Source organism: Mesorhizobium sp. M0771, assembly GCF_040320155.1.
GTDB lineage: Bacteria > Pseudomonadota > Alphaproteobacteria > Rhizobiales > Rhizobiaceae > Mesorhizobium.
Genome location: NZ_JAMYPC010000001.1, coordinates 245,350 through 262,135, shown reverse-complemented (window position 1 = coordinate 262,135; position 16,786 = coordinate 245,350). Strand labels below are relative to the sequence as shown.

At 63.8% G+C, this 16,786-nt stretch carries 17 protein-coding genes and 1 pseudogene; 9 read left to right on the top strand and 9 right to left on the bottom strand.

Annotated features, from left to right (window positions below; all coding sequences use genetic code 11):
• Position 1: 1 nt before the first annotated feature.
• Genes NKI05_RS01270 through NKI05_RS01260 form a run of 3 tightly spaced genes read right to left on the bottom strand, consistent with a single transcriptional unit; the run spans position 2 to position 4,742 of the window.
• Positions 2-2,827, bottom strand: a complete 2,826-nt coding sequence (locus NKI05_RS01270; RefSeq protein WP_023734978.1) for a DUF4159 domain-containing protein — start codon at positions 2,825-2,827, stop codon at positions 2-4.
• Positions 2,824-3,738 (bottom strand): DUF58 domain-containing protein, encoded by a 915-nt coding sequence (locus NKI05_RS01265; protein WP_023701554.1) that lies wholly within the window; start codon positions 3,736-3,738, stop codon positions 2,824-2,826. The genes NKI05_RS01270 and NKI05_RS01265 overlap by 4 nt, the downstream gene beginning before the upstream one ends.
• A complete protein-coding gene (locus NKI05_RS01260) occupies positions 3,738-4,742 on the bottom strand; it encodes an AAA family ATPase (protein ID WP_023670009.1) in 1,005 nt (334 codons plus the stop codon). Before NKI05_RS01260 ends, NKI05_RS01265 begins: the two co-directional genes overlap by 1 nt.
• 144 nt (positions 4,743-4,886) lie before the next feature.
• Here NKI05_RS01260 and NKI05_RS01255 point away from each other — a divergent pair, with 144 nt between their 5' ends.
• Genes NKI05_RS01255 through NKI05_RS01245 form a run of 3 tightly spaced genes read left to right on the top strand, consistent with a single transcriptional unit; the run spans position 4,887 to position 7,416 of the window.
• On the top strand, positions 4,887-5,516 hold the full coding sequence (locus tag NKI05_RS01255; RefSeq protein WP_023670010.1) for a DUF1285 domain-containing protein: 630 nt from the start codon (positions 4,887-4,889) through the stop codon (positions 5,514-5,516).
• Positions 5,516-6,148 carry a CoA pyrophosphatase gene (locus NKI05_RS01250; RefSeq protein ID WP_023724971.1) on the top strand — a complete coding sequence of 211 codons (633 nt, stop codon included), beginning with the start codon at positions 5,516-5,518 and terminating at the stop codon, positions 6,146-6,148. The genes NKI05_RS01255 and NKI05_RS01250 overlap by 1 nt, the downstream gene beginning before the upstream one ends.
• A complete protein-coding gene (locus NKI05_RS01245; protein WP_031203840.1) occupies positions 6,145-7,416 on the top strand; it encodes a CCA tRNA nucleotidyltransferase in 1,272 nt (423 codons plus the stop codon). The genes NKI05_RS01250 and NKI05_RS01245 overlap by 4 nt, the downstream gene beginning before the upstream one ends.
• 6 nt (positions 7,417-7,422) lie before the next feature.
• On the opposite strand, the gene NKI05_RS01240 is transcribed toward NKI05_RS01245, so the two are convergent.
• From NKI05_RS01240 to hemF, 3 genes are all read right to left on the bottom strand, one after another.
• Positions 7,423-7,608: a DUF1059 domain-containing protein gene (locus tag NKI05_RS01240; RefSeq protein WP_023670013.1), complete on the bottom strand. Its 186-nt coding sequence runs from the start codon at positions 7,606-7,608 to the stop codon at positions 7,423-7,425.
• Between the two features lie 230 nt (positions 7,609-7,838).
• Positions 7,839-8,099, bottom strand: coding sequence for a DUF1344 domain-containing protein (locus NKI05_RS01235; protein ID WP_023705918.1), 261 nt, complete (start codon positions 8,097-8,099; stop codon positions 7,839-7,841).
• Between the two features lie 238 nt (positions 8,100-8,337).
• The gene (gene hemF / locus NKI05_RS01230) at positions 8,338-9,252 is read right to left on the bottom strand and encodes an oxygen-dependent coproporphyrinogen oxidase (RefSeq protein ID WP_023814985.1); all 915 of its coding nucleotides are present in this window, start codon (positions 9,250-9,252) and stop codon (positions 8,338-8,340) included.
• Positions 9,253-9,526: 274 nt separating this feature from the next.
• On the opposite strand from hemF, the gene NKI05_RS01225 reads away from it, so the two are divergent.
• Positions 9,527-9,784, top strand: a complete 258-nt coding sequence (locus tag NKI05_RS01225) for a hypothetical protein (protein ID WP_023683688.1) — start codon at positions 9,527-9,529, stop codon at positions 9,782-9,784.
• On the opposite strand, the gene soxR is transcribed toward NKI05_RS01225, so the two are convergent.
• Positions 9,781-10,227 (bottom strand): redox-sensitive transcriptional activator SoxR, encoded by a 447-nt coding sequence (gene soxR, locus NKI05_RS01220; RefSeq protein WP_023683689.1) that lies wholly within the window; start codon positions 10,225-10,227, stop codon positions 9,781-9,783. The genes NKI05_RS01225 and soxR overlap by 4 nt on opposite strands.
• Before the next feature lie 142 nt (positions 10,228-10,369).
• Positions 10,370-10,828 carry a tRNA (cytidine(34)-2'-O)-methyltransferase gene (locus NKI05_RS01215; protein WP_023814986.1) on the bottom strand — a complete coding sequence of 153 codons (459 nt, stop codon included), beginning with the start codon at positions 10,826-10,828 and terminating at the stop codon, positions 10,370-10,372.
• A 445-nt stretch (positions 10,829-11,273) separates the two neighbouring features.
• On the opposite strand from NKI05_RS01215, the gene NKI05_RS01210 reads away from it, so the two are divergent.
• From NKI05_RS01210 to NKI05_RS01190, 5 genes are read left to right on the top strand one after another with little or no spacing between them, the layout of a single operon-like run.
• Positions 11,274-11,681: a hypothetical protein gene (locus NKI05_RS01210; RefSeq protein WP_023744285.1), complete on the top strand. Its 408-nt coding sequence runs from the start codon at positions 11,274-11,276 to the stop codon at positions 11,679-11,681.
• Between the two features lie 27 nt (positions 11,682-11,708).
• Positions 11,709-13,604, top strand: coding sequence for an ABC transporter ATP-binding protein (locus NKI05_RS01205; RefSeq protein WP_023686140.1), 1,896 nt, complete (start codon positions 11,709-11,711; stop codon positions 13,602-13,604).
• 10 nt (positions 13,605-13,614) lie between these two features.
• On the top strand, positions 13,615-15,498 hold the full coding sequence (locus tag NKI05_RS01200; protein WP_023814987.1) for an ABC transporter ATP-binding protein: 1,884 nt from the start codon (positions 13,615-13,617) through the stop codon (positions 15,496-15,498).
• Between the two features lie 3 nt (positions 15,499-15,501).
• Positions 15,502-15,978 carry a GNAT family N-acetyltransferase gene (locus tag NKI05_RS01195; RefSeq protein ID WP_352792146.1) on the top strand — a complete coding sequence of 159 codons (477 nt, stop codon included), beginning with the start codon at positions 15,502-15,504 and terminating at the stop codon, positions 15,976-15,978.
• Position 15,979: 1 nt separating this feature from the next.
• The gene (locus tag NKI05_RS01190) at positions 15,980-16,288 is read left to right on the top strand and encodes a DUF6665 family protein (RefSeq protein ID WP_023683695.1); all 309 of its coding nucleotides are present in this window, start codon (positions 15,980-15,982) and stop codon (positions 16,286-16,288) included.
• 20 nt (positions 16,289-16,308) lie between these two features.
• Here NKI05_RS01190 and NKI05_RS01185 read toward each other — a convergent pair.
• Positions 16,309-16,648 (bottom strand): annotated as a pseudogene (locus tag NKI05_RS01185) (cupin domain-containing protein).
• Positions 16,649-16,786: the final 138 nt, after the last annotated feature.

Here is a 16,786-nt window from a genome sequence, read left to right as displayed (position 1 = left end):
CTTACTGCCCCAGCCGTTCGAGCAGGATCGGCACGTGCACCTGGTCGGATTTGTAGTTGCCGGTCAGCATGTACATCATGATGTTGACGCCGGCGCGCAGCGCATAGATGCGCTGCATCGGATCCGATGGCACGGTCGGCAAAAGCGGGTCACCATTCTCGTCGACGGCCCAGGCGCCGGCAAAATCATTGGCGGTGATCAGGATCGGCGAGACGCCGTCGCCGACGCGTACCGGCCGATTCTCGGCATTGCTGGCCTCGAGCGAGGCTTCCACCCAGAGCGGGCTGCCGGAGAAGCGGCCGGGAAATTCGGGCAGGATGAAGAAGGATTTGGTCAGCACATGGTCGGCGGGCACCGGCTCCAGCGGCGGCACGTTGAGATTGCCGAGAATGTCGCGCAACCGTTCCGTCGCCGGGCTCGCCGAATCCGCACCGATGCCGTTGGCGAACTGGTCGCGCGTGTCGAACAGCACCGTGCCGCCCTGCTGCATATAGGCGTCGATGCGGGCGATCGCGGCTTGACTCGGCATCGGCGCGGAGGGATCGATCGGCCAGTAGATCAGCGGATAGAAGGAAAGCTCGTCCTTCGAGATATCGACGCCCGCCGGCGCGCCCGGCTCGAGCGCGGTCTTCTCGATCAGGAAGCGGGTCAAGCCTTCGAGCCCTGCGCGGCTGATCGAATCGTCACCGGGCACACCGGTCAGCACATAGGCGATGCGGGTCTTGGCAATGTCCTCGATAGCGGCGGCATCGCCGGGCTTGGCGTCGTCGGCGCGGGCGAGGTCGGCATGGCCAAACAGCATGCCGAGGCCAAGCAGCAGCGCAGCCGTCGTTGCCGCGGCCGATCGGGCGCGGCGCGGTCGGCGCGACATCAGCCCGCCCATCCAGAACACCGCCAGCGTGTCGAGCAGCATAAGCACAAGTGCCGCTGTGACCAGCGATCCCTTGAGGTCGCGCGATTCATCGAAAGCGTACTGGATATTGGTCACCGGCACTGTGAATTGCGGGCGCACCAGCGGCGCGAAGGCGGTGGCCGGGTCGAGCAGATTGTGGGCGAAAACGCCGGTTTCCGAGCCATAGAGGCCGGGCGGGTTCTCGAACGTCACCGGCAGCGAGCCGGCGCCAGGGACCAGCGGTCGTGCGTCCGGCGTCGGCGGCACCAAAGTGCCGTCGGCGGCTATCATGCGATAAGGCGCCAGCGACGTAGCAGCGGCTTCGGCGTTGGCAACCGCCGCACCCTGGTTGCGCGACAGCTGCACGATGCGCCGCAGCATCTCGACGAAGCTGCCGGAGATCGGCAGCGTCGACCATGTCGCTTCCGGGGTGATATGGAACAGCACCAGCGTGCCCTTGCCCTTCTTCAACCCGGTCACCAGCGGGGTGCCATCGGCAAGGGTTGCCCAGGTGCGCTCGACGATGTCCGGCGTCGGTTCGGCCAACACCTGCCGGCTCACCGTGACTTCGGCCGGCGGTGCGAGGTCGGCGAACGGGCCGTTCTTCGGGAATTCGGTCACCGCTTGCGGCGTCGTCCATGACAGCGCGCCGCCAAGCGAGCGCTCGCCGGTGCGCAGCCTGACCGGCAACAGATCATCGTCATTGCCGGCGGCGGCCAGCCGCGAACCGGCAAAGCGCACCAGCGTGCCGCCATTGTCGACCCAGTCGACCAGCCGCTGATGGACCTGCGGCGGAATGGTACCGATATCGGCCATGACGATCATCGCCGGCTTCTGGTCGAGAAGCTGCGGGATGGCGTCGGCGAGATCGACGCTCGACGGTTCGACCAGATCGGCGAAAGGCTGCAGCGCGCGCCTGATGTAATAGAGCGGCGACAGAAGCGGCTGCGCCTGGTCGGCCTCGGCCTGCGATAAAAGTCCGACGCGGCGGCGCTTGGAGCTTTCGTCGAGCACGCGCACCGCACCTGCCTGGCGTTCGCCGTCGAGCGCGATCGAGGCGAAGTCGTTGCGCAGTTCGAACGGCACCGCCATCGTGCCGGTGGCAGTAGTCTCACCCGGCGCGAAGGTCAGCGTCGCGTCGGCGATGCGGCGGCCCTTATCGTCGAAGGCGCCGGCGGTGACTTGTGCCGGCGCCGGATCGCCGGGCGCGCGGATGGCGGTCAGGGCGAAGCCGTCGACCTGATTTTCGGCGCCAGTGAGCCCAGTCAGCGCCAGCCGGTCGGAATTGGCCCAGACGACACGGGCGGCGTTTTTCGACAGCAGTGTGTTGAAGGCGGCCTCGTCGCCCTTTGCCGCAAGGCCGTCGGCGAGAACGGCAACGCTGGCGCCGGGCAAGGTTTCCAGCACGCCGGCGACGCGGGCATAGACAGCGGGTCGGTCGGTCGGGATCGGCCTCGGCTTGGCGGCGCGCAGCCGGTCGAGGGCAGCCGCCGCATCGAAGGGGCCGATCTCGGCGTTCGGCTTTTCGGCGGTGAAGGCGATGACGACCGGTACGCCGTTCGAACCGGCATCGGCGATCAGCCGCTGGGCGGTGGCGACGCGCTTGCCCCAGTCGGCGGCACTCGCCCAGTCATTGTCGATGACGAGCGCCAGGGCGGCGCCCTCGGCCGGCAATTTTTCGCGCGGATTGAAAACGGGTTCGGCTAATGCCGCGACGACAAGGGCTGCCATCAACAGCCGCAGCAGCGTCAGCCACCACGGGCTCTGCTGCGGCGTTTCCTCGCGCTTCAGCACGCGAGCGAGGATCTTCAGCGGCGGAAACATTTCGGACTGCGGCTTGGGCGGTGTGAGCCTGAGCAGCCACCAGATCACCGGCAGCGCCAGCAGGCCCCACAACACCATGGGAGCGCCAAAGGAGAGCGGCAGCCAGCTCATGCGCCGGCCCTTCCCACGAATGCGCCATCGGCGGTCATCGCCATGTGGATGCGCACCAGCGCCTCGGAAGCGAGGCGGTCGGTGTGGTTGACGGTATAGCTCCAGCCGAGGCGCTTGCACCAGCTGGCCAGCTCCTGGCGGCGGGCGGTGTAGAGCAGGCGATATTCGTCGCCGAGCATTTCGGCGCGGCCGGCGGTCAGCTTGTCGCCGGTCTCGGGATCGGTGAATTCGGTGCGGCCGGCATAGGGAAAGGTCTCCTCCGCCGGATCGGCAACCTCGATCAGATGCGCACGCACGCCATGCCGCGCCAGCACATCGAGCCATTCCATGGTCTCCTCGACCGGGTCGAGGAAATCGCTGACGACGACGATGTCGCAGAAGCGGCGGATGGCGGACAGGTCAGGCTTTGCCGGCGGGTCGGCGGCGTGCATCAATTGCGCCGCGATGCGCTCGGCGCCGTTGCGGGCGGTGAACGGATCGGTCAGGCCGGGCCAGGCGATGCGCTCGCCGCTGCGAGATAGTAATTCGGCCATGGCCAGTGCCAGCACCAGCGCGCGCGATTCCTTGGAAACGCTGGCGCCAGTCGATTTGTAGAGCATGGAGGGCGATGGGTCGGCCCAAAGCCACACCGTGTGGGCTGCTTCCCATTCGCGGTCGCGCACATAGGTGTGGTCGTCCCGGGCCGAACGGCGCCAGTCGATGCGCGAGGAATCGCCTTCGACATAGGGGCGGAACTGCCAGAAATTCTCGCCGATGCCGCGCTTGCGGCGGCCATGCCAGCCGGCAATTACCGTATTGACGATACGGCGTGCCTCGACCAGCAGGTCCGGCACCAGCGAAGCCCGCAACCGGCCCCTGGCGAGCGCGTCGCGCGTCGCTGCCGGTGCCTGGACTTCGCCGATACGCGCCATCAGATTCCTTTGGCCAGTTTCGCTACCACGTCGCGCACGGTCGTGCCCTCGGCGCGGGCGGCAAAGGTCAGCGCCATGCGGTGCTGCAGCACCGGTTCGGCCAGCGCGCGGATGTCGTCCACCGACGGCGCCAGCCGCCCGTCATAAAGCGCGCGCGCACGGGCGCACAGCGTCAGCGCCTGGCTGGCGCGCGGGCCGGGACCCCAGGCGACATGCTTGTCGGTCTCGGCATTGCCCTGGCCGGGACGCGCCGAACGCACCAGTTTGAGGATGGCGTCGACGACGCTTTCGGGCACCGGCATACGGCGGATCAGCGTCTGGATTTCCCTCAGCCGCGCCGGCTGCAGGACGTTTTGCGCCTTGGCGTCCTCGATGCCGGTGGTTTCGAGCAGAATGCGCCGCTCGGCCTCGATTTCGGGATAAAGGATGTCGACCTGCATCAGGAAGCGGTCGAGCTGCGCTTCGGGCAGGGGATAGGTGCCTTCCTGCTCCAGCGGGTTTTGCGTCGCCAGTACATGGAAGGGTGCGGGCAGGTCGTGGCGAATGCCGGCGATGGTGACGTGATATTCCTGCATCGCCTGCAGCAGCGCCGACTGGGTGCGCGGCGAGGCGCGGTTGATCTCGTCGGCCATCAGCAATTGCGCGAAGATCGGGCCGGAGATGAAGCGGAAGGAGCGCTTGCCGGCCTCGTCCTGTTCCATCACCTCTGAGCCGAGAATGTCCGACGGCATCAGGTCGGGTGTGAACTGGATGCGGCGCGAATCGAGGCCGAGCACGACACCGAGCGTTTCGACCAGCTTGGTCTTGGCAAGGCCGGGCACGCCGACCAGCAGCGCATGGCCGCCGGCAAGCAGCGCCACCAGCGTGCGCTCGACCACCACTTCCTGGCCGAAAATGACGCGGCCGACGCCGTCGCGCACCCTGGAAATATCGGCCAGCGCCGTCTCGGCCTGGGCGATCATGTCCTTTTCGCTGATTGGGCTTTCCTTGACCATTACGCTCATGCCGCATCGATCCTTGTGCTGGAAGTACCGGCTTGCACTGTAGTGCCTTAGAATGCCGCGATTCGGCTTCGCCTGGCGCCTACGAATGAATTTAAATCACAGACTTAGGCTGACAAGCGGAACAACAGTGACTATTTCGTGACCATGACGGAACGCTCCGAACATCGCGAACACAGCCTTGCTGCCGCAACCGAGGCGCGCGGTCTCGAAGCGTTGATCTCGCGTGCGGCTCGCGCCGGCAAGGGCGCGGCGCCGGTGGAGCGCTGGAATCCCGACTTTTGCGGCGATCTCGACATGGAGATCAAACAAGACGGAACGTGGTTCTATCTCGGCACGCCGATCGGCCGCATGCCGCTGGTGCAGCTGTTTTCCAGCGTGCTGCGCAAGGACGAGGATGGCAGGACCTATCTGGTGACGCCGGTCGAACGGGTCGGCATCCGCGTCGTGGACGCGCCTTTCATCGCGGTTGAAATGGATGTTTCCGGCGCCGGCGCCGAGCAGACCATCACTTTCCGCACCAATGTCGGCGATGTCGTCGAGGCCGGACCTGGCCATCCGCTGCGCTTCGTCGACGAGAACGAGACCGGCGGCCTGAAGCCCTATGTGCTGGTGCGCGGGAGGCTGGAAGCGCTGGTGGCGCGGCCGGTGATGTACGAACTGGTCGAGCATGGCGAGGAGATCGATATCGGCGGCAAGACGATGTTTGCCGTGCGCTCGAAAGGCGAAATCTATCCGATCATGCCGGCGGAAAAACTGAAGCGGCTGAGCGCATGATGGATCAGGTGAGGCCGCCGCCGTTTTCCACAGCGGATTTTCGCGCGCGGGTCGCGGCGCAAGCTGAAGCCCATGCCGGCGACGATTATGGCGATCATCGCTTCAACCCCGGCCATCCACGGTTGACGCAGCTCAAAGCGCTGCGCGACGCCGCAGTGCTGATCCCGGTCGTCGATCATGGACGCGATGCGACCGTGCTTTTGACCAAGCGGGCGGAAAAACTGCGCAGCCATTCGGGGCAGGTGGCTTTTCCCGGCGGCACCATTGATCCCACCGATGCGACCCCGGAAGCAGCGGCCTTGCGCGAAACCTTCGAGGAGATCGGGCTCGGCCAGGACCGCATCGAGATCATCGGCCGCATGCCCGATTATGTCGCCGGCAGCGGCTATCGCATCGCGCCGGTGCTGGCGATCGTCGAGCCCGGTTTTACGCTGTCGCTCAATTCCGACGAGGTCGACGCCGCCTTCGAAGTGCCGCTTTCGTTCCTGATGGATCCGGCCAACCACACCAGGGACAGCCGCATGTGGAACGACCTGGAATGGTTCTTCTACGATATGCCCTATGGCGGCCAGCGCATCTGGGGCGTCACTGCCGGCATCATCCGCACGCTCTATGAAAGGCTCTATGCTTGAGTGATCCGATATCGCTGGCGGGCAGAGCCGACTGGCTGGGTGAAAAGCATCTCCAGCGGCTGCTTGCCGTGCTGGCGCAGGGCGGCGAGGAAGCCCGCATCGCGGGCGGCGCGGTGCGCAATGCGCTGATTGGGCAGCCGGTCGCCGATATCGACGTTGCTACCACTTGCCTGCCCGAGGAAACCGTTCGCCGCGCCGAGGCGGCGGGCTTCAAGGCAGTGCCGACCGGCATCGAGCACGGCACGATCACGGTGATTGCCGGCGGCGCGCCCTATGAGGTCACCACGCTGCGCGCCGACATCGAGACCGATGGCCGCCGCGCCAAAGTGTCGTTCGGCCGCGACTGGAAGGCCGACGCCGAACGGCGCGATTTCACCATCAACGCGCTCTATGCGGAGGCTGACGGGACGGTGGTCGACCTGGTCGGCGGCGTCGGCGATATCGAGGCACGAAGGCTGCGCTTCATTGGCGATGCCGAGCAGCGGATCCGCGAAGACTATCTGCGCATCCTGCGTTTCTTCCGCTTTTTCGCCTGGTATGGCGAGGGTCGGCCCGATGCCGAGGGATTGAAGGCCTGCGCCCGGCTCAAGGACGGTCTCGCCCATCTCTCGGCCGAACGCATCTGGTCCGAGCTGAAGAAGTTGTTATCGGCCCCAGATCCGTCGCGCGCCTTGCTGTGGATGCGCCAGGCCGGCGTGCTCACCAGCGCCCTGCCGGAAAGCGAGAAATGGGGCATCGATGCCATTCATGGGCTGACCAAGACAGAAAAGGATCTGGGCTGGGCGCCGGACCCGCTGCTCAGGCTGGAGGCGATCGTGCCGCCCGATGCGGCGAGGATGAAGACACTGGCCGAGCGGCTGAAACTTTCGACCACTGAGGCGGAGCGCCTGCGCCACTGGGCGCTGACGGCTGCCGTCGAGCCCAAGACAAGCGAAGCGGAACTGGCCAAGAAACTCTATTCCGGCGAGCGCCAGGGTTTTCTCGATCGCCTGCGGCTGTCGCTGGCGTCGGCGCGAGCGCGGGCTCTCGAGGACAATGACGCGCTGGTTCAGGCCGGCGGGTTTTCGCGCCTGCTCGCTTTTGCGCTGAAATGGGAAAAACCGGTGTTCCCAGTCAAGGGCGGCGATCTGACGGCGCTTGGCGCGTCGCCGGGGCCAATACTCGGTGCGATCCTGAAAAACCTGGAAAAGGAATGGATCGGGTCCGGCTTTGCGCTCGATCGCGACGCGCTGCTGGAGCGCGCCGCGGAAGCCTTGAAGGCCAGATAGGACTGCTCAGGCCGCGTCGCGAACTTTCTCGATGCGCGAGCGGATCGCCTCGATCATCGTCTCGCGAATGACCGTTTCGCCATGTGTCTCGCGCATATGGTCGACGGCGCGGCGCATGACCTCGGCTTCCTCACCGGCACGCGTGTGCCACTCACAGCCGGGAACCAGCGAGCCGCAATGGAATTCCTTCATGGGATTTTCTCCTTTCCTCCTTGGAGCCTGTGCCTCTCATGGGCACACGAAGCTCCGCCATCTCTGTTCCGCGCCCTGTCACAGCAGTCGGTTTCGGGGGCACGCACGGGGGAGCTAGCATAACACGGTTCGACCATTTTGGTTGCCGTGGTGCGAAAAAGGCGGAGCAGCGCTGCTCCGCCCCTCTTGTCAGGCTAAGCCAAAGGCGAGACCGTTCGGTCTTGTCCCGGTCACTTCACGATCTTGACGGACTCGGCAACCTTGTTCTTGCCGCTCATGTCCCAGGAAACGCGGACCTTTTCGCCGGCCTTCAGGCCAGGATCCTTGAAGGTCTTGGGCAGCGTAAAGGTCGATCCATCGTCCAGAACGAGGCTCATGGCCGTGCCATCATAGGTCTTGACCGTGCCCGTGGTGTGCTTGACCGCGGCAGAGGCAATCGAGCCGGAAGCGAGAAGGGCAGCGGCGGCTGCCGAAACAATGAGCTTTCGCATGTAATACTCCTGGAAATGCGGGCATCCGTTTGGAAAATGCTCCGCCTTGTTCAGGGCCGTCCGGTAGCGTCGTGTCGCGGTTCGGGACTGAACCGCCGGCGCTTCCCGGCCCGAAACGACAAATAGTCTTTTTATTTCAATTGCCTATTAGACGAAAAAGATAATGGCGATGCCACATTGGCTGCCCAGATTCGGCGAATGGGACGTCAATGCGGCTCACGTTGCGCTCACCGATAGTTTACGGCCACCTGACCTCCGGCGGCAGGCTGGACAGGATCGAGGCGACATTGCCCCCGGTCTTCAGGCCGAAAATGGTGCCGCGATCGTGAAGCAAGTTGAATTCTACGTAACGGCCGCGGCGAATGAGCTGCTCGTCGCGGTCGTCGTCGGTCCAGTTCTCGTTGAAATGGGCGCGAACCAGGTGTCCGTAGACGACAAGGAAAGAACGCCCTACATCCTGGACGAAGTTCAAATCGGCATTCCAGCCGCCTTTCTCCTCCCCCGAATGCAGCCAGTCGAAAAAGATGCCGCCGACGCCGCGCGGCTCGTGGCGATGCGGCAGATAGAAATACTCGTCGCACCAGGCCTTGAATTTGGGGTGGTCGGCGATCGCAGCGTTCTTCTCGCAGGCGAACTGCATGGCTCGATGGAAGGCGATGGTATCGGGGTCGTCTTCGGTGCGATGGCGATCAAGCACCGGTGTCAGATCAGCGCCGCCGCCGAACCAGTGGCGCGACGTCACGACCATGCGGGTGTTCATGTGCACGGCCGGCACGTTGGGGTTCCATGGGTGCGCGATCAGCGAAATGCCCGATGCCCAGAAGCTCGGATCCTCCTCCGCGCCGGGCATCTGCTTCCTGAATTCGGGCGAGAACTCGCCATAGACAGTCGAGGTGTGGACGCCGACCTTCTCGAAGACGCGGCCCCGCATCATCGACATGGTGCCGCCGCCGCCCTTTCCATTGTCGCGTTCCCACGGCGTCTTCTCGAAGCGGCCGGGCGACCATTCGGCCAGTGGTCCCTGCAGTTCCTGTTCGATCTGCTCGAAGGTTGTGCAAACGCGCTCACGCAGGGTCTCGAACCAGAGCCTGGCCTTCATCTTCTTCTGTTCGATGTCGGCTGGCAGGCCTGCCGGTATTTCTGGTCGTTCCAAAATGCTGTCTCCGGTCGCAGCCGACAAAGGACCTAGTGGAGTGAATTTGACATTTGCAGACAGCGTGGCGCAGGGCACGACGCAAATGTCAAATTCGAAAACTCTACTAGAAACATAAACTTGCTAGTGGTCCTTGTGATTCCAACATTCGCAACGGCGCCTGGGGATTAGGGAGGCGAATGTTGGAATCGGACCACTAGCCTTTTCCGGGCGCGATCCCTAATCTCTTAGGGGCAAGGGTCAAGTGTCATCTGTTCGGCCCAGGAGTTCTTTCATGCGCACGCCGGCAAGACCGCCGCTGCATGGCCTGAAGAAAAGGCTCGATCGTTCACGCGCCGAGCGCGAGCGCATGCCGCGTGACGGGTTTTTGCGGGAGACCTTTGTCTTGCCGCGCCCCGATGCGCGGCTCAAAGCCAAGGAATGGTTCGAACGCTTTCCCAAGCAGGCCTACTGGACCGAGATCGAAAGCTGGTTCGAACGGCCGGGCGATGTCATAGAATTCACGATACGGCGGCTGCCGGCGGCGGATTAGGATCCCACCAGCAGTCGCCTTGCGCCCGGCCCTTGCGCACTCAAGCGATCTTCCCTGTTTCGCAGCGGGCATTTGTCGATCGACATGCAGCCGCAGCCGATGCAGTCGGTCAGGCCGTCGCGCAGCTTCTTTAGCTGAGTGATCTTGCGATCGAGGTCGTCGCGCCAGCCGGTCGACAACAGGTTCCAGTCCTCGCGCGTCGGGGTGCGGCCTTCTGGGAGCGATTCAAGTGCGGCGCCGATCTCGGCCAGCGAAATGCCGACCTCCTGGGCGATCCGGATGATCGCCACCCGCCGCAGCACGTCGCGGCCATAGCGCCGCTGGTTGCCCGACGTGCGGTGGCTGCGGATCAGCCCGCGCGCCTCGTAGAAATGCAGCGCCGACACCGCCACGCCGCTGCGCATCGCCACCTGGCCGACCGTCAATTCCTTTACCGGAGCCATCTCGATTTTCCGCTTGACCTCAACTTAAGTTGAGCTTGTAGCCGGGAAACGTCGATAGGGCAATTGAGGAGAAGGCGATGTGCGCCTGGGTGAGAATGATGCAAGACGCAACGGTGGCGATGACGACAACGCGCTGAAGGGTCTAGCCGAGCTGCCGGATGGCTTCACCGGCGACCATGGCGACCGACAGCGCGACGTTGATGCTGCGCGTGCCCGGCTGCATCGGGATCGTCAGCCGCGCATCCGCCGCCTGATGGACAGGATCCGGCACGCCGGCGGATTCGCGGCCGAACAGCAGGATGTCGCCTTGGGCGAAGCTGAAGCCCGCATAGGGGGTCGCGGCTTTGGTGGTGAGCAGCACCAGCCGGCAGGCTTCGCCCTTGCGCCAATCCTCGAAGGCGTTCCAGTCGACATGGCGGGTCAGGGCAGCCATTTCGAGGTAGTCCATCCCGGCGCGCTTGAGCGCTTTGTCGGAGAGCGGAAACCCGGCTGGTTCGATGATGTCGACGCCAAGGCCGAGGCAGGCGGCGAAGCGCAGGATAGTTCCGGTGTTGCCGGCGATGTCAGGCTGGTAGAGGGCGATGCGGAGACGGTGGTTCATTTCCGCGTCTTTCTAATAAGTGGCAGATCGGCCACAGCGGGTGGCTGGTTTTGGAAATTGCTGGACCTGCGGGTGGCCATTTTCTGCGAAGTCGATTATACCGCACGCATTGTCAACCCGAACCGATGGAGGGGTATTTCATGATGACCATGCACATCCAGCGCCCCTCCCGTGGGCTTACCTGCCTTCCGGCGGTTTCGGTACGACGATTTACCTGATTTCTTAGATCTGATCGCACCGATTCCCGCCGAACCCAATTTTCGGCTCTCGAAGGAATCCTGCGATGTTTTTCAACCGGTTAAAGGGGCCAAGCGCCCCAGCTGAGCATGTCGCGACCGAGGCCTATCCTCGTGTTCCGACGGATGCAATCCGTGCCTCCGGCCGAATGCCGGCGCATGACATTGCTTCGCCTTTTTATGTCTATTTTCACACGGAGGACGGACCGATGTTCGATCCCTATAAGATACCTGGTTCAAGAAGCCTGCACGAACGCAAGACGGCGACCTGGGCGTTGCTGGTCGGCGAGACCTATTCGTCGGCGGTTCATGCCGAGACGCGCCGGCGTCCGCATCGCGGCATGTTGCCGGATGTCGATTTCTCGCGTGCGGTTCCCGACCACAGCCGGCCGTCGCTGGTGCGCCGGATCATCCGGCTGATCCGGCCGGGCGCGAAAAACCGGACTGCTGGCGGCGTGCCGTCAGCTCAGTCGAAGGCTTCTGTCGGTGAAAAGCCCGCAAGTCCCTATATTGCGCGAAGCAGGACCGATGGCCCGGGTGATTCCGGGCCGTCGGTCCCCGCCGACGTACGGTCTGGGGACGCGGAGCGCCCCGGGGATTTTTCCCGCGCCGCATGAGCGGACAAAAGTTTTGTGAGCATCACTATGTTTAGCTGGTTTGAAAGAAGGCTCGATCCGTTCCCCGCAGCGGAACCGGTCGAGCCGCCGAAGACGCTGGTTGCCTTCTGCGTGCATTATACCCGCGGCGCCTGGCCATACATCATCCTCGACGCGGTGCTGGTGACGGCGATTGCCATCGCGGAAGTGTGGATGTTCGGCTTCATGGGCCACATCGTCGACTGGCTGTCCGGGCAGAACCGCGAAACCTTCCTGCAGACCGAGAGCTGGAAGCTCGCCGGCATGGCCTTCGTCGTGCTGTTCGCGCTGCCAGGTACAGTATGGCTGCATTCTTTGCTCAACCAGCAGACGCTGATGGGCAACTACCCCATGCGCATCCGATGGCAGGTGCATCGTTATCTCTTGAAGCAGTCGATGAGCTTCTACCAGGACGAATTCGCCGGCCGCATCGCCACCAAGCTGATGCAGACGGCACTCGCCGTGCGCGAATGCGTCATCAAGGTGATCGAGGTGCTCAATTACGTAATCGTCTATTTCCTCGGCATGCTGTTCATCGTCGGCTCGGCCGACTTGCGGCTGGCGGCACCTCTCGGCGTCTGGCTGCTCGGCTATATCGGGTTGTTGCGCTATATCATCCCGAAGCTGGGCAAGGTCGGGGAGGCGCAGGCCAATGCGCGCTCGACTATGACCGGCCGCGTGGTTGACAGCTACACCAACATCCAGACGGTCAAGTTGTTTTCCCATGCACGGCGCGAAGCAACGTTCGCCAGAGAAGGCATGGCAGGCTTCCTCGACACGGTCTACCGGTCGATGCGGCTGGTGACGGTGCTTTACGGCCTGCTCTATATCCTCAACGCGCTGCTCCTGTTTTCGGTGACGGCGACGGCGCTGTGGCTGTGGCTCGGCCAGGCGGTGACGATCGGCGCCGTCGCCGTGGTCATCGGCCTCGTGCTCCGTATGTGGGGCATGTCGCAGTGGATCATGTGGGAAATGTCGAGCCTGTTCGAAAACATCGGCACGGTGCAAGACGGCATCGCCTCGATCTCGCTGCCGCGCCTGGTCGAAGACCGGCCGGGGGCGAAGGACATTGCCGTCACCAAGGGCGAGATCCGCTTCGACGACATTCGTTTCCACTATGGCAAGCAGAAGGGCGTCATCGAGAACCTGTCGCTGACGGTGAAGCCCGGCGAGAAAGTCGGCATTGTCGGGCGCTCGGGCGCGGGCAAGTCGACGCTGGTCAATCTCCTGTTGCGGTTCTACGACCTCGAGAACGGCCGGATCCTGATCGACGGCCAGGAGATCGCTTCGGTGACGCAGGATTCGCTGCGCGCGCAGATCGGCATGGTGACGCAGGACACTTCGCTGCTGCATCGTTCTGTGCGCGACAATATCCTTTACGGGCGGCCCGATGCGACGGAGGAAATGGTTATCGAGGCAGCCGGGCGGGCCGAGGCGCTGGAGTTTATCGGCAGGCTTTCGGATCACACCGGACGTAAAGGGCTCGACGCTCATGTCGGCGACCGCGGCGTCAAATTGTCCGGCGGCCAGCGGCAACGCATCGCCATTGCTCGCGTTATGTTGAAGGACGCACCGATACTTATCCTTGACGAAGCGACGTCGGCGCTGGATTCCGAAGCCGAGGCCGCCATCCAGGAGAATCTCTACAAGCTCATGCAAGGCAAGACCGTCATCGCCATTGCGCACCGGCTGTCGACCATCGCGGCGATGGACAGGCTCGTCGTCCTCGACAAGGGCCGTGTCATCGAGGAGGGGTCGCACGAGGAACTCGTCGCCAGCGGCGGGCTCTACGCGCAGCTCTGGCAGCGCCAGTCGGGCGGGTTCCTGCTCGACGACGGTCCGGTCGATGCCGCCAATGACGCTGTTGCCAACGACATCGGCGTGAAGGGTGAAGCCGCAGAGTGATGACGTCAGCATGATGACAGCCGTCTATCGCTGGTTCGAGAACTGGGTCTATCCGTTCAGGGAGCCGGCGGACCTTCGGCCGCAGTCAAGCGTCGGCGGCTTCCTCTGGCACTATGTCGGCCAGGCGAAGTTCGCCTTCTTCGCCATGCTTGTCATCGGCGGCATCGCGCCGCTGATCGAGGCCGGGCTTTTCTACTTCGTCGGGCGGCTGGTCGATATTCTCGACCAGCTTCCTGGCGAGCGCAGCTGGCACGCGCTGTGGACCGCCGCCGGGCCTGAGCTTGTTTTCATGATCGCAGTGGTGCTGGTCATCCGCACCGTCGTCGTCGGCCTGTCGGCGCTGGTCAACGAACAGACGATTACGCCGGGCTTCTACAATCTGGTGCGCTGGCAGGCGCACCGGCACGTATCGCGCCAGTCCTACACTTTCTTCCAGAACGATTTCGCCGGCCGTATCGCGACAAAAGTCTGGCAGGCGGGGCAGGCGACCGGCGACCTGATGGAGAGCTTCATCGAGGTCATCTGGTTCATGCTCATCTATACGGTGACGACCTTGGCGCTGGTCGCCGGGCTGGATCTGCGCCTGGCCGTGCTGGTGGTGATCTGGATCCTCGCGTTCGCCTGGCTGGCCAAGCTCTATCTGCCCTCGATCCGCAGGCATGCCGAGGCCACGGCTGAAGCTGGCTCGATGATCAATGGGCGCATCATCGATTCCTATTCCAACGTGCAGACGCTGAAGCTATTCTCGGCCGACGGCGACGACCGCTACATCAAGAACGGCTTCGACATCTATCTCGATGCACTACGGCCCTTCACCCGCCGGCTGACCGGCGTGCGCATGGCGCTGACGACGCTGTCGGGCATCATGATCACCGCGATTGGCTGCTTTGCCGTCTATCTCTGGGTCGAAGGGTCGATCACCGTCGGCGCCGTCGCGTTCACGCTGTCGCTGGTCTTGCGGCTCAACATGCTGCTCGGGCGCGTGATGATGCAGCTCAACGGCATATTGCGAAATCTCGGCGTCCTGGAAAACTCCAAGGCGCTGATCTCGCAGCCGCTTGGCCTTGTCGATGCGCCGGATGCGAAAGAGCTTGTCGTCGCCGGCGGCCGCATCGAGGTGAAGAATGTCGAGTTCCACTACGGCAAGGGTTTTGGCGTGCTGAATGGCATCGACCTTGTGGTCAAGCCTGGCGAGAAGGTCGGGCTGGTCGGGCCGTCCGGTGCGGGCAAGACGACCTTAGCCAATCTCATCCTGCGCCTCTACGACCTCGAGAGCGGGAAAATCCTGATCGACGGGCAAGACGTCGCCGAGGTGACGCAGAACTCGCTGCGCGCCAATATCGGCGTGGTCAGCCAGGACACGGCGCTGTTCCACCGCTCGCTACGCGACAACATCAAGCTCGGCATGCCGGATGCAACTGACGCCGAGGTGATCGCGGCGGCGAAGAAGGCCGAGGCGCACGTGTTCATATTGGGCCTGCGCGACAACCGGGACCGTACCGGCTACGAGGCTTTTGTCGGCGAGCGCGGCGTGAAACTGTCGGGCGGCCAGCGCCAGCGCGTCGCGATCGCCCGCGTCTTCCTCAAGGATGCGCCGATCCTGATCCTCGACGAGGCGACCTCGGCGCTCGATTCCGACATCGAGGCGGCGATCCAGGAGAATCTGGCCAGGCTGATGGAGAACAAGACGGTCATCGCCATAGCGCACCGGCTGTCGACCATCGCCGCGCTCGACCGTCTTGTGGTGCTGGACGGAGGCCGCATCGTCGAACAGGGCACGCATGACGAGCTGGTGGCGCTCGACGGGCTCTATGCGCGGCTGTGGAAGCGGCAGTCCGGCGGCTTCCTCTACCACGAGGAAAGCGTGCTGGAAGAGACACGGCCGGCGGAGTAGGGCATGGCAGTGTCGCCTGATGTCGGCTACGTCCTCAAGCGGCTGCGGCCAACCGCGCCGGCCTTCGACGCGCTGAAGGAGGAGAGCCGGCTGGAGGGCTACTGGATGCTGGTGCGGCTGGCGGATGGCTGGGCAGGCGGCTGCAACAAGTTCCTGAAACGAGGCGAGGCGCTGTTTGGCGCATGGGATGGCCGAGAACTCGCTGGTGTGTGCGGGTTGAACATCGATCCCTATTTCGAAGGCAGGGACCACGGCCGGGTCAGGCACCTGTTCGTCAGCGCGCGTCATCGCCGCAGCGGCGTTGGCCGCATGCTGGTCGAGACCGTCATTGACAGGGCACGTCAGCATTTTGCCGTGCTGAACACCCGCGCGCCACAAGGAGCCTTTGGGTTCTATGAACGGCTTGGCTTCCAGCCGGTGGTGGGCGAAGAATTCGTCACGCACCGCATGATGCTCTCTCAAGACAGAAAAGGAGGCTGAGATGTCACTGCGTCCGCCATCCCTAGGCGCCTCGGCTGCCGAAGCCGCGTTCGACGCCCTCGGCCATGAGATACTGGCTGAAAAGGCCGCAGCGCTCGGCCGTGCCGGCCAACGGGTCGAGGAAACGCTGGCCAAGCTCCGTCAGAACAACGACGACGAGGAGCAGCGACCGCGGCTGCTCAAGGAGGCTGCCGCAGCGGTGCACGCCTATTTCATCCAGCGTGAACTCTGCGGCCTGCGCCGGCATGAGTCGGTCATCCGCGAATACGATATCCCAAGGGCCGTGCTGGTCAGGCTCGGTGCAAGCTAGAGGTCACCAGCCGGCAACAATCATTCCAGCCATTCGGTGATGAAGCTGCCGTTTGATGTCGGTCGTTTCGAGCGGGCCTGGGCCGAGATTGGTGAATTTGTGCGGCGTATCAGGCGGCACGATCAGGATCTGGCCGGCCGTGGCCTCGATCTGCTGGTCGCCGATCGTGAACAGGCCGGTGCCTTGCCGGATGATGAAGATTTCACAATAGGGATGCGTGTGCAGGCGCGGGCCGCCGCCAATCTCTTCCTGATAGTTGAAAATCAGGCAGGAGTTGGAGTCGTAGGCGCCGCATTGCAGTTCGCCCTGCCAGCGGCCGGGCGTCCTGGTCCAGGTCTCGCGGTCGATAATATGTGCCATGCCGGCGAGACTAGATCACGGCAACCTGTCCTGTCGAGACAGGCGGGGAGCCTCGGATTTGCTTATATTTCCCTGTTGTTTAGCCGCCTTTGCCGACCTTTGGGCATCTGGCCAACTGACGCGCTGTTCTGTCCCCGC

What these genes read in the sequence shown, in the direction of transcription:
- NKI05_RS01195 (WP_352792146.1), top strand. Translation starts at nt 15,502, where the DNA reads ATGGCAGTGTCGCCTGATGTCGGCTACGTCCTCAAGCGGCTGCGGCCA.
- NKI05_RS01235 (WP_023705918.1), bottom strand. Translation starts at nt 8,099, where the DNA reads ATGCGAAAGCTCATTGTTTCGGCAGCCGCCGCTGCCCTTCTCGCTTCC.
- NKI05_RS01255 (WP_023670010.1), top strand. Translation starts at nt 4,887, where the DNA reads ATGACGGAACGCTCCGAACATCGCGAACACAGCCTTGCTGCCGCAACC.
- NKI05_RS01270 (WP_023734978.1), bottom strand. Translation starts at nt 2,827, where the DNA reads ATGAGCTGGCTGCCGCTCTCCTTTGGCGCTCCCATGGTGTTGTGGGGC.
- NKI05_RS01210 (WP_023744285.1), top strand. Translation starts at nt 11,274, where the DNA reads ATGTTCGATCCCTATAAGATACCTGGTTCAAGAAGCCTGCACGAACGC.
- NKI05_RS01265 (WP_023701554.1), bottom strand. Translation starts at nt 3,738, where the DNA reads ATGGCGCGTATCGGCGAAGTCCAGGCACCGGCAGCGACGCGCGACGCG.
- NKI05_RS01260 (WP_023670009.1), bottom strand. Translation starts at nt 4,742, where the DNA reads ATGAGCGTAATGGTCAAGGAAAGCCCAATCAGCGAAAAGGACATGATC.
- NKI05_RS01215 (WP_023814986.1), bottom strand. Translation starts at nt 10,828, where the DNA reads ATGAACCACCGTCTCCGCATCGCCCTCTACCAGCCTGACATCGCCGGC.
- NKI05_RS01240 (WP_023670013.1), bottom strand. Translation starts at nt 7,608, where the DNA reads ATGAAGGAATTCCATTGCGGCTCGCTGGTTCCCGGCTGTGAGTGGCAC.
- NKI05_RS01205 (WP_023686140.1), top strand. Translation starts at nt 11,709, where the DNA reads ATGTTTAGCTGGTTTGAAAGAAGGCTCGATCCGTTCCCCGCAGCGGAA.
- NKI05_RS01190 (WP_023683695.1), top strand. Translation starts at nt 15,980, where the DNA reads ATGTCACTGCGTCCGCCATCCCTAGGCGCCTCGGCTGCCGAAGCCGCG.
- NKI05_RS01250 (WP_023724971.1), top strand. Translation starts at nt 5,516, where the DNA reads ATGGATCAGGTGAGGCCGCCGCCGTTTTCCACAGCGGATTTTCGCGCG.
- NKI05_RS01200 (WP_023814987.1), top strand. Translation starts at nt 13,615, where the DNA reads ATGATGACAGCCGTCTATCGCTGGTTCGAGAACTGGGTCTATCCGTTC.
- NKI05_RS01225 (WP_023683688.1), top strand. Translation starts at nt 9,527, where the DNA reads ATGCGCACGCCGGCAAGACCGCCGCTGCATGGCCTGAAGAAAAGGCTC.
- soxR (WP_023683689.1), bottom strand. Translation starts at nt 10,227, where the DNA reads ATGGCTCCGGTAAAGGAATTGACGGTCGGCCAGGTGGCGATGCGCAGC.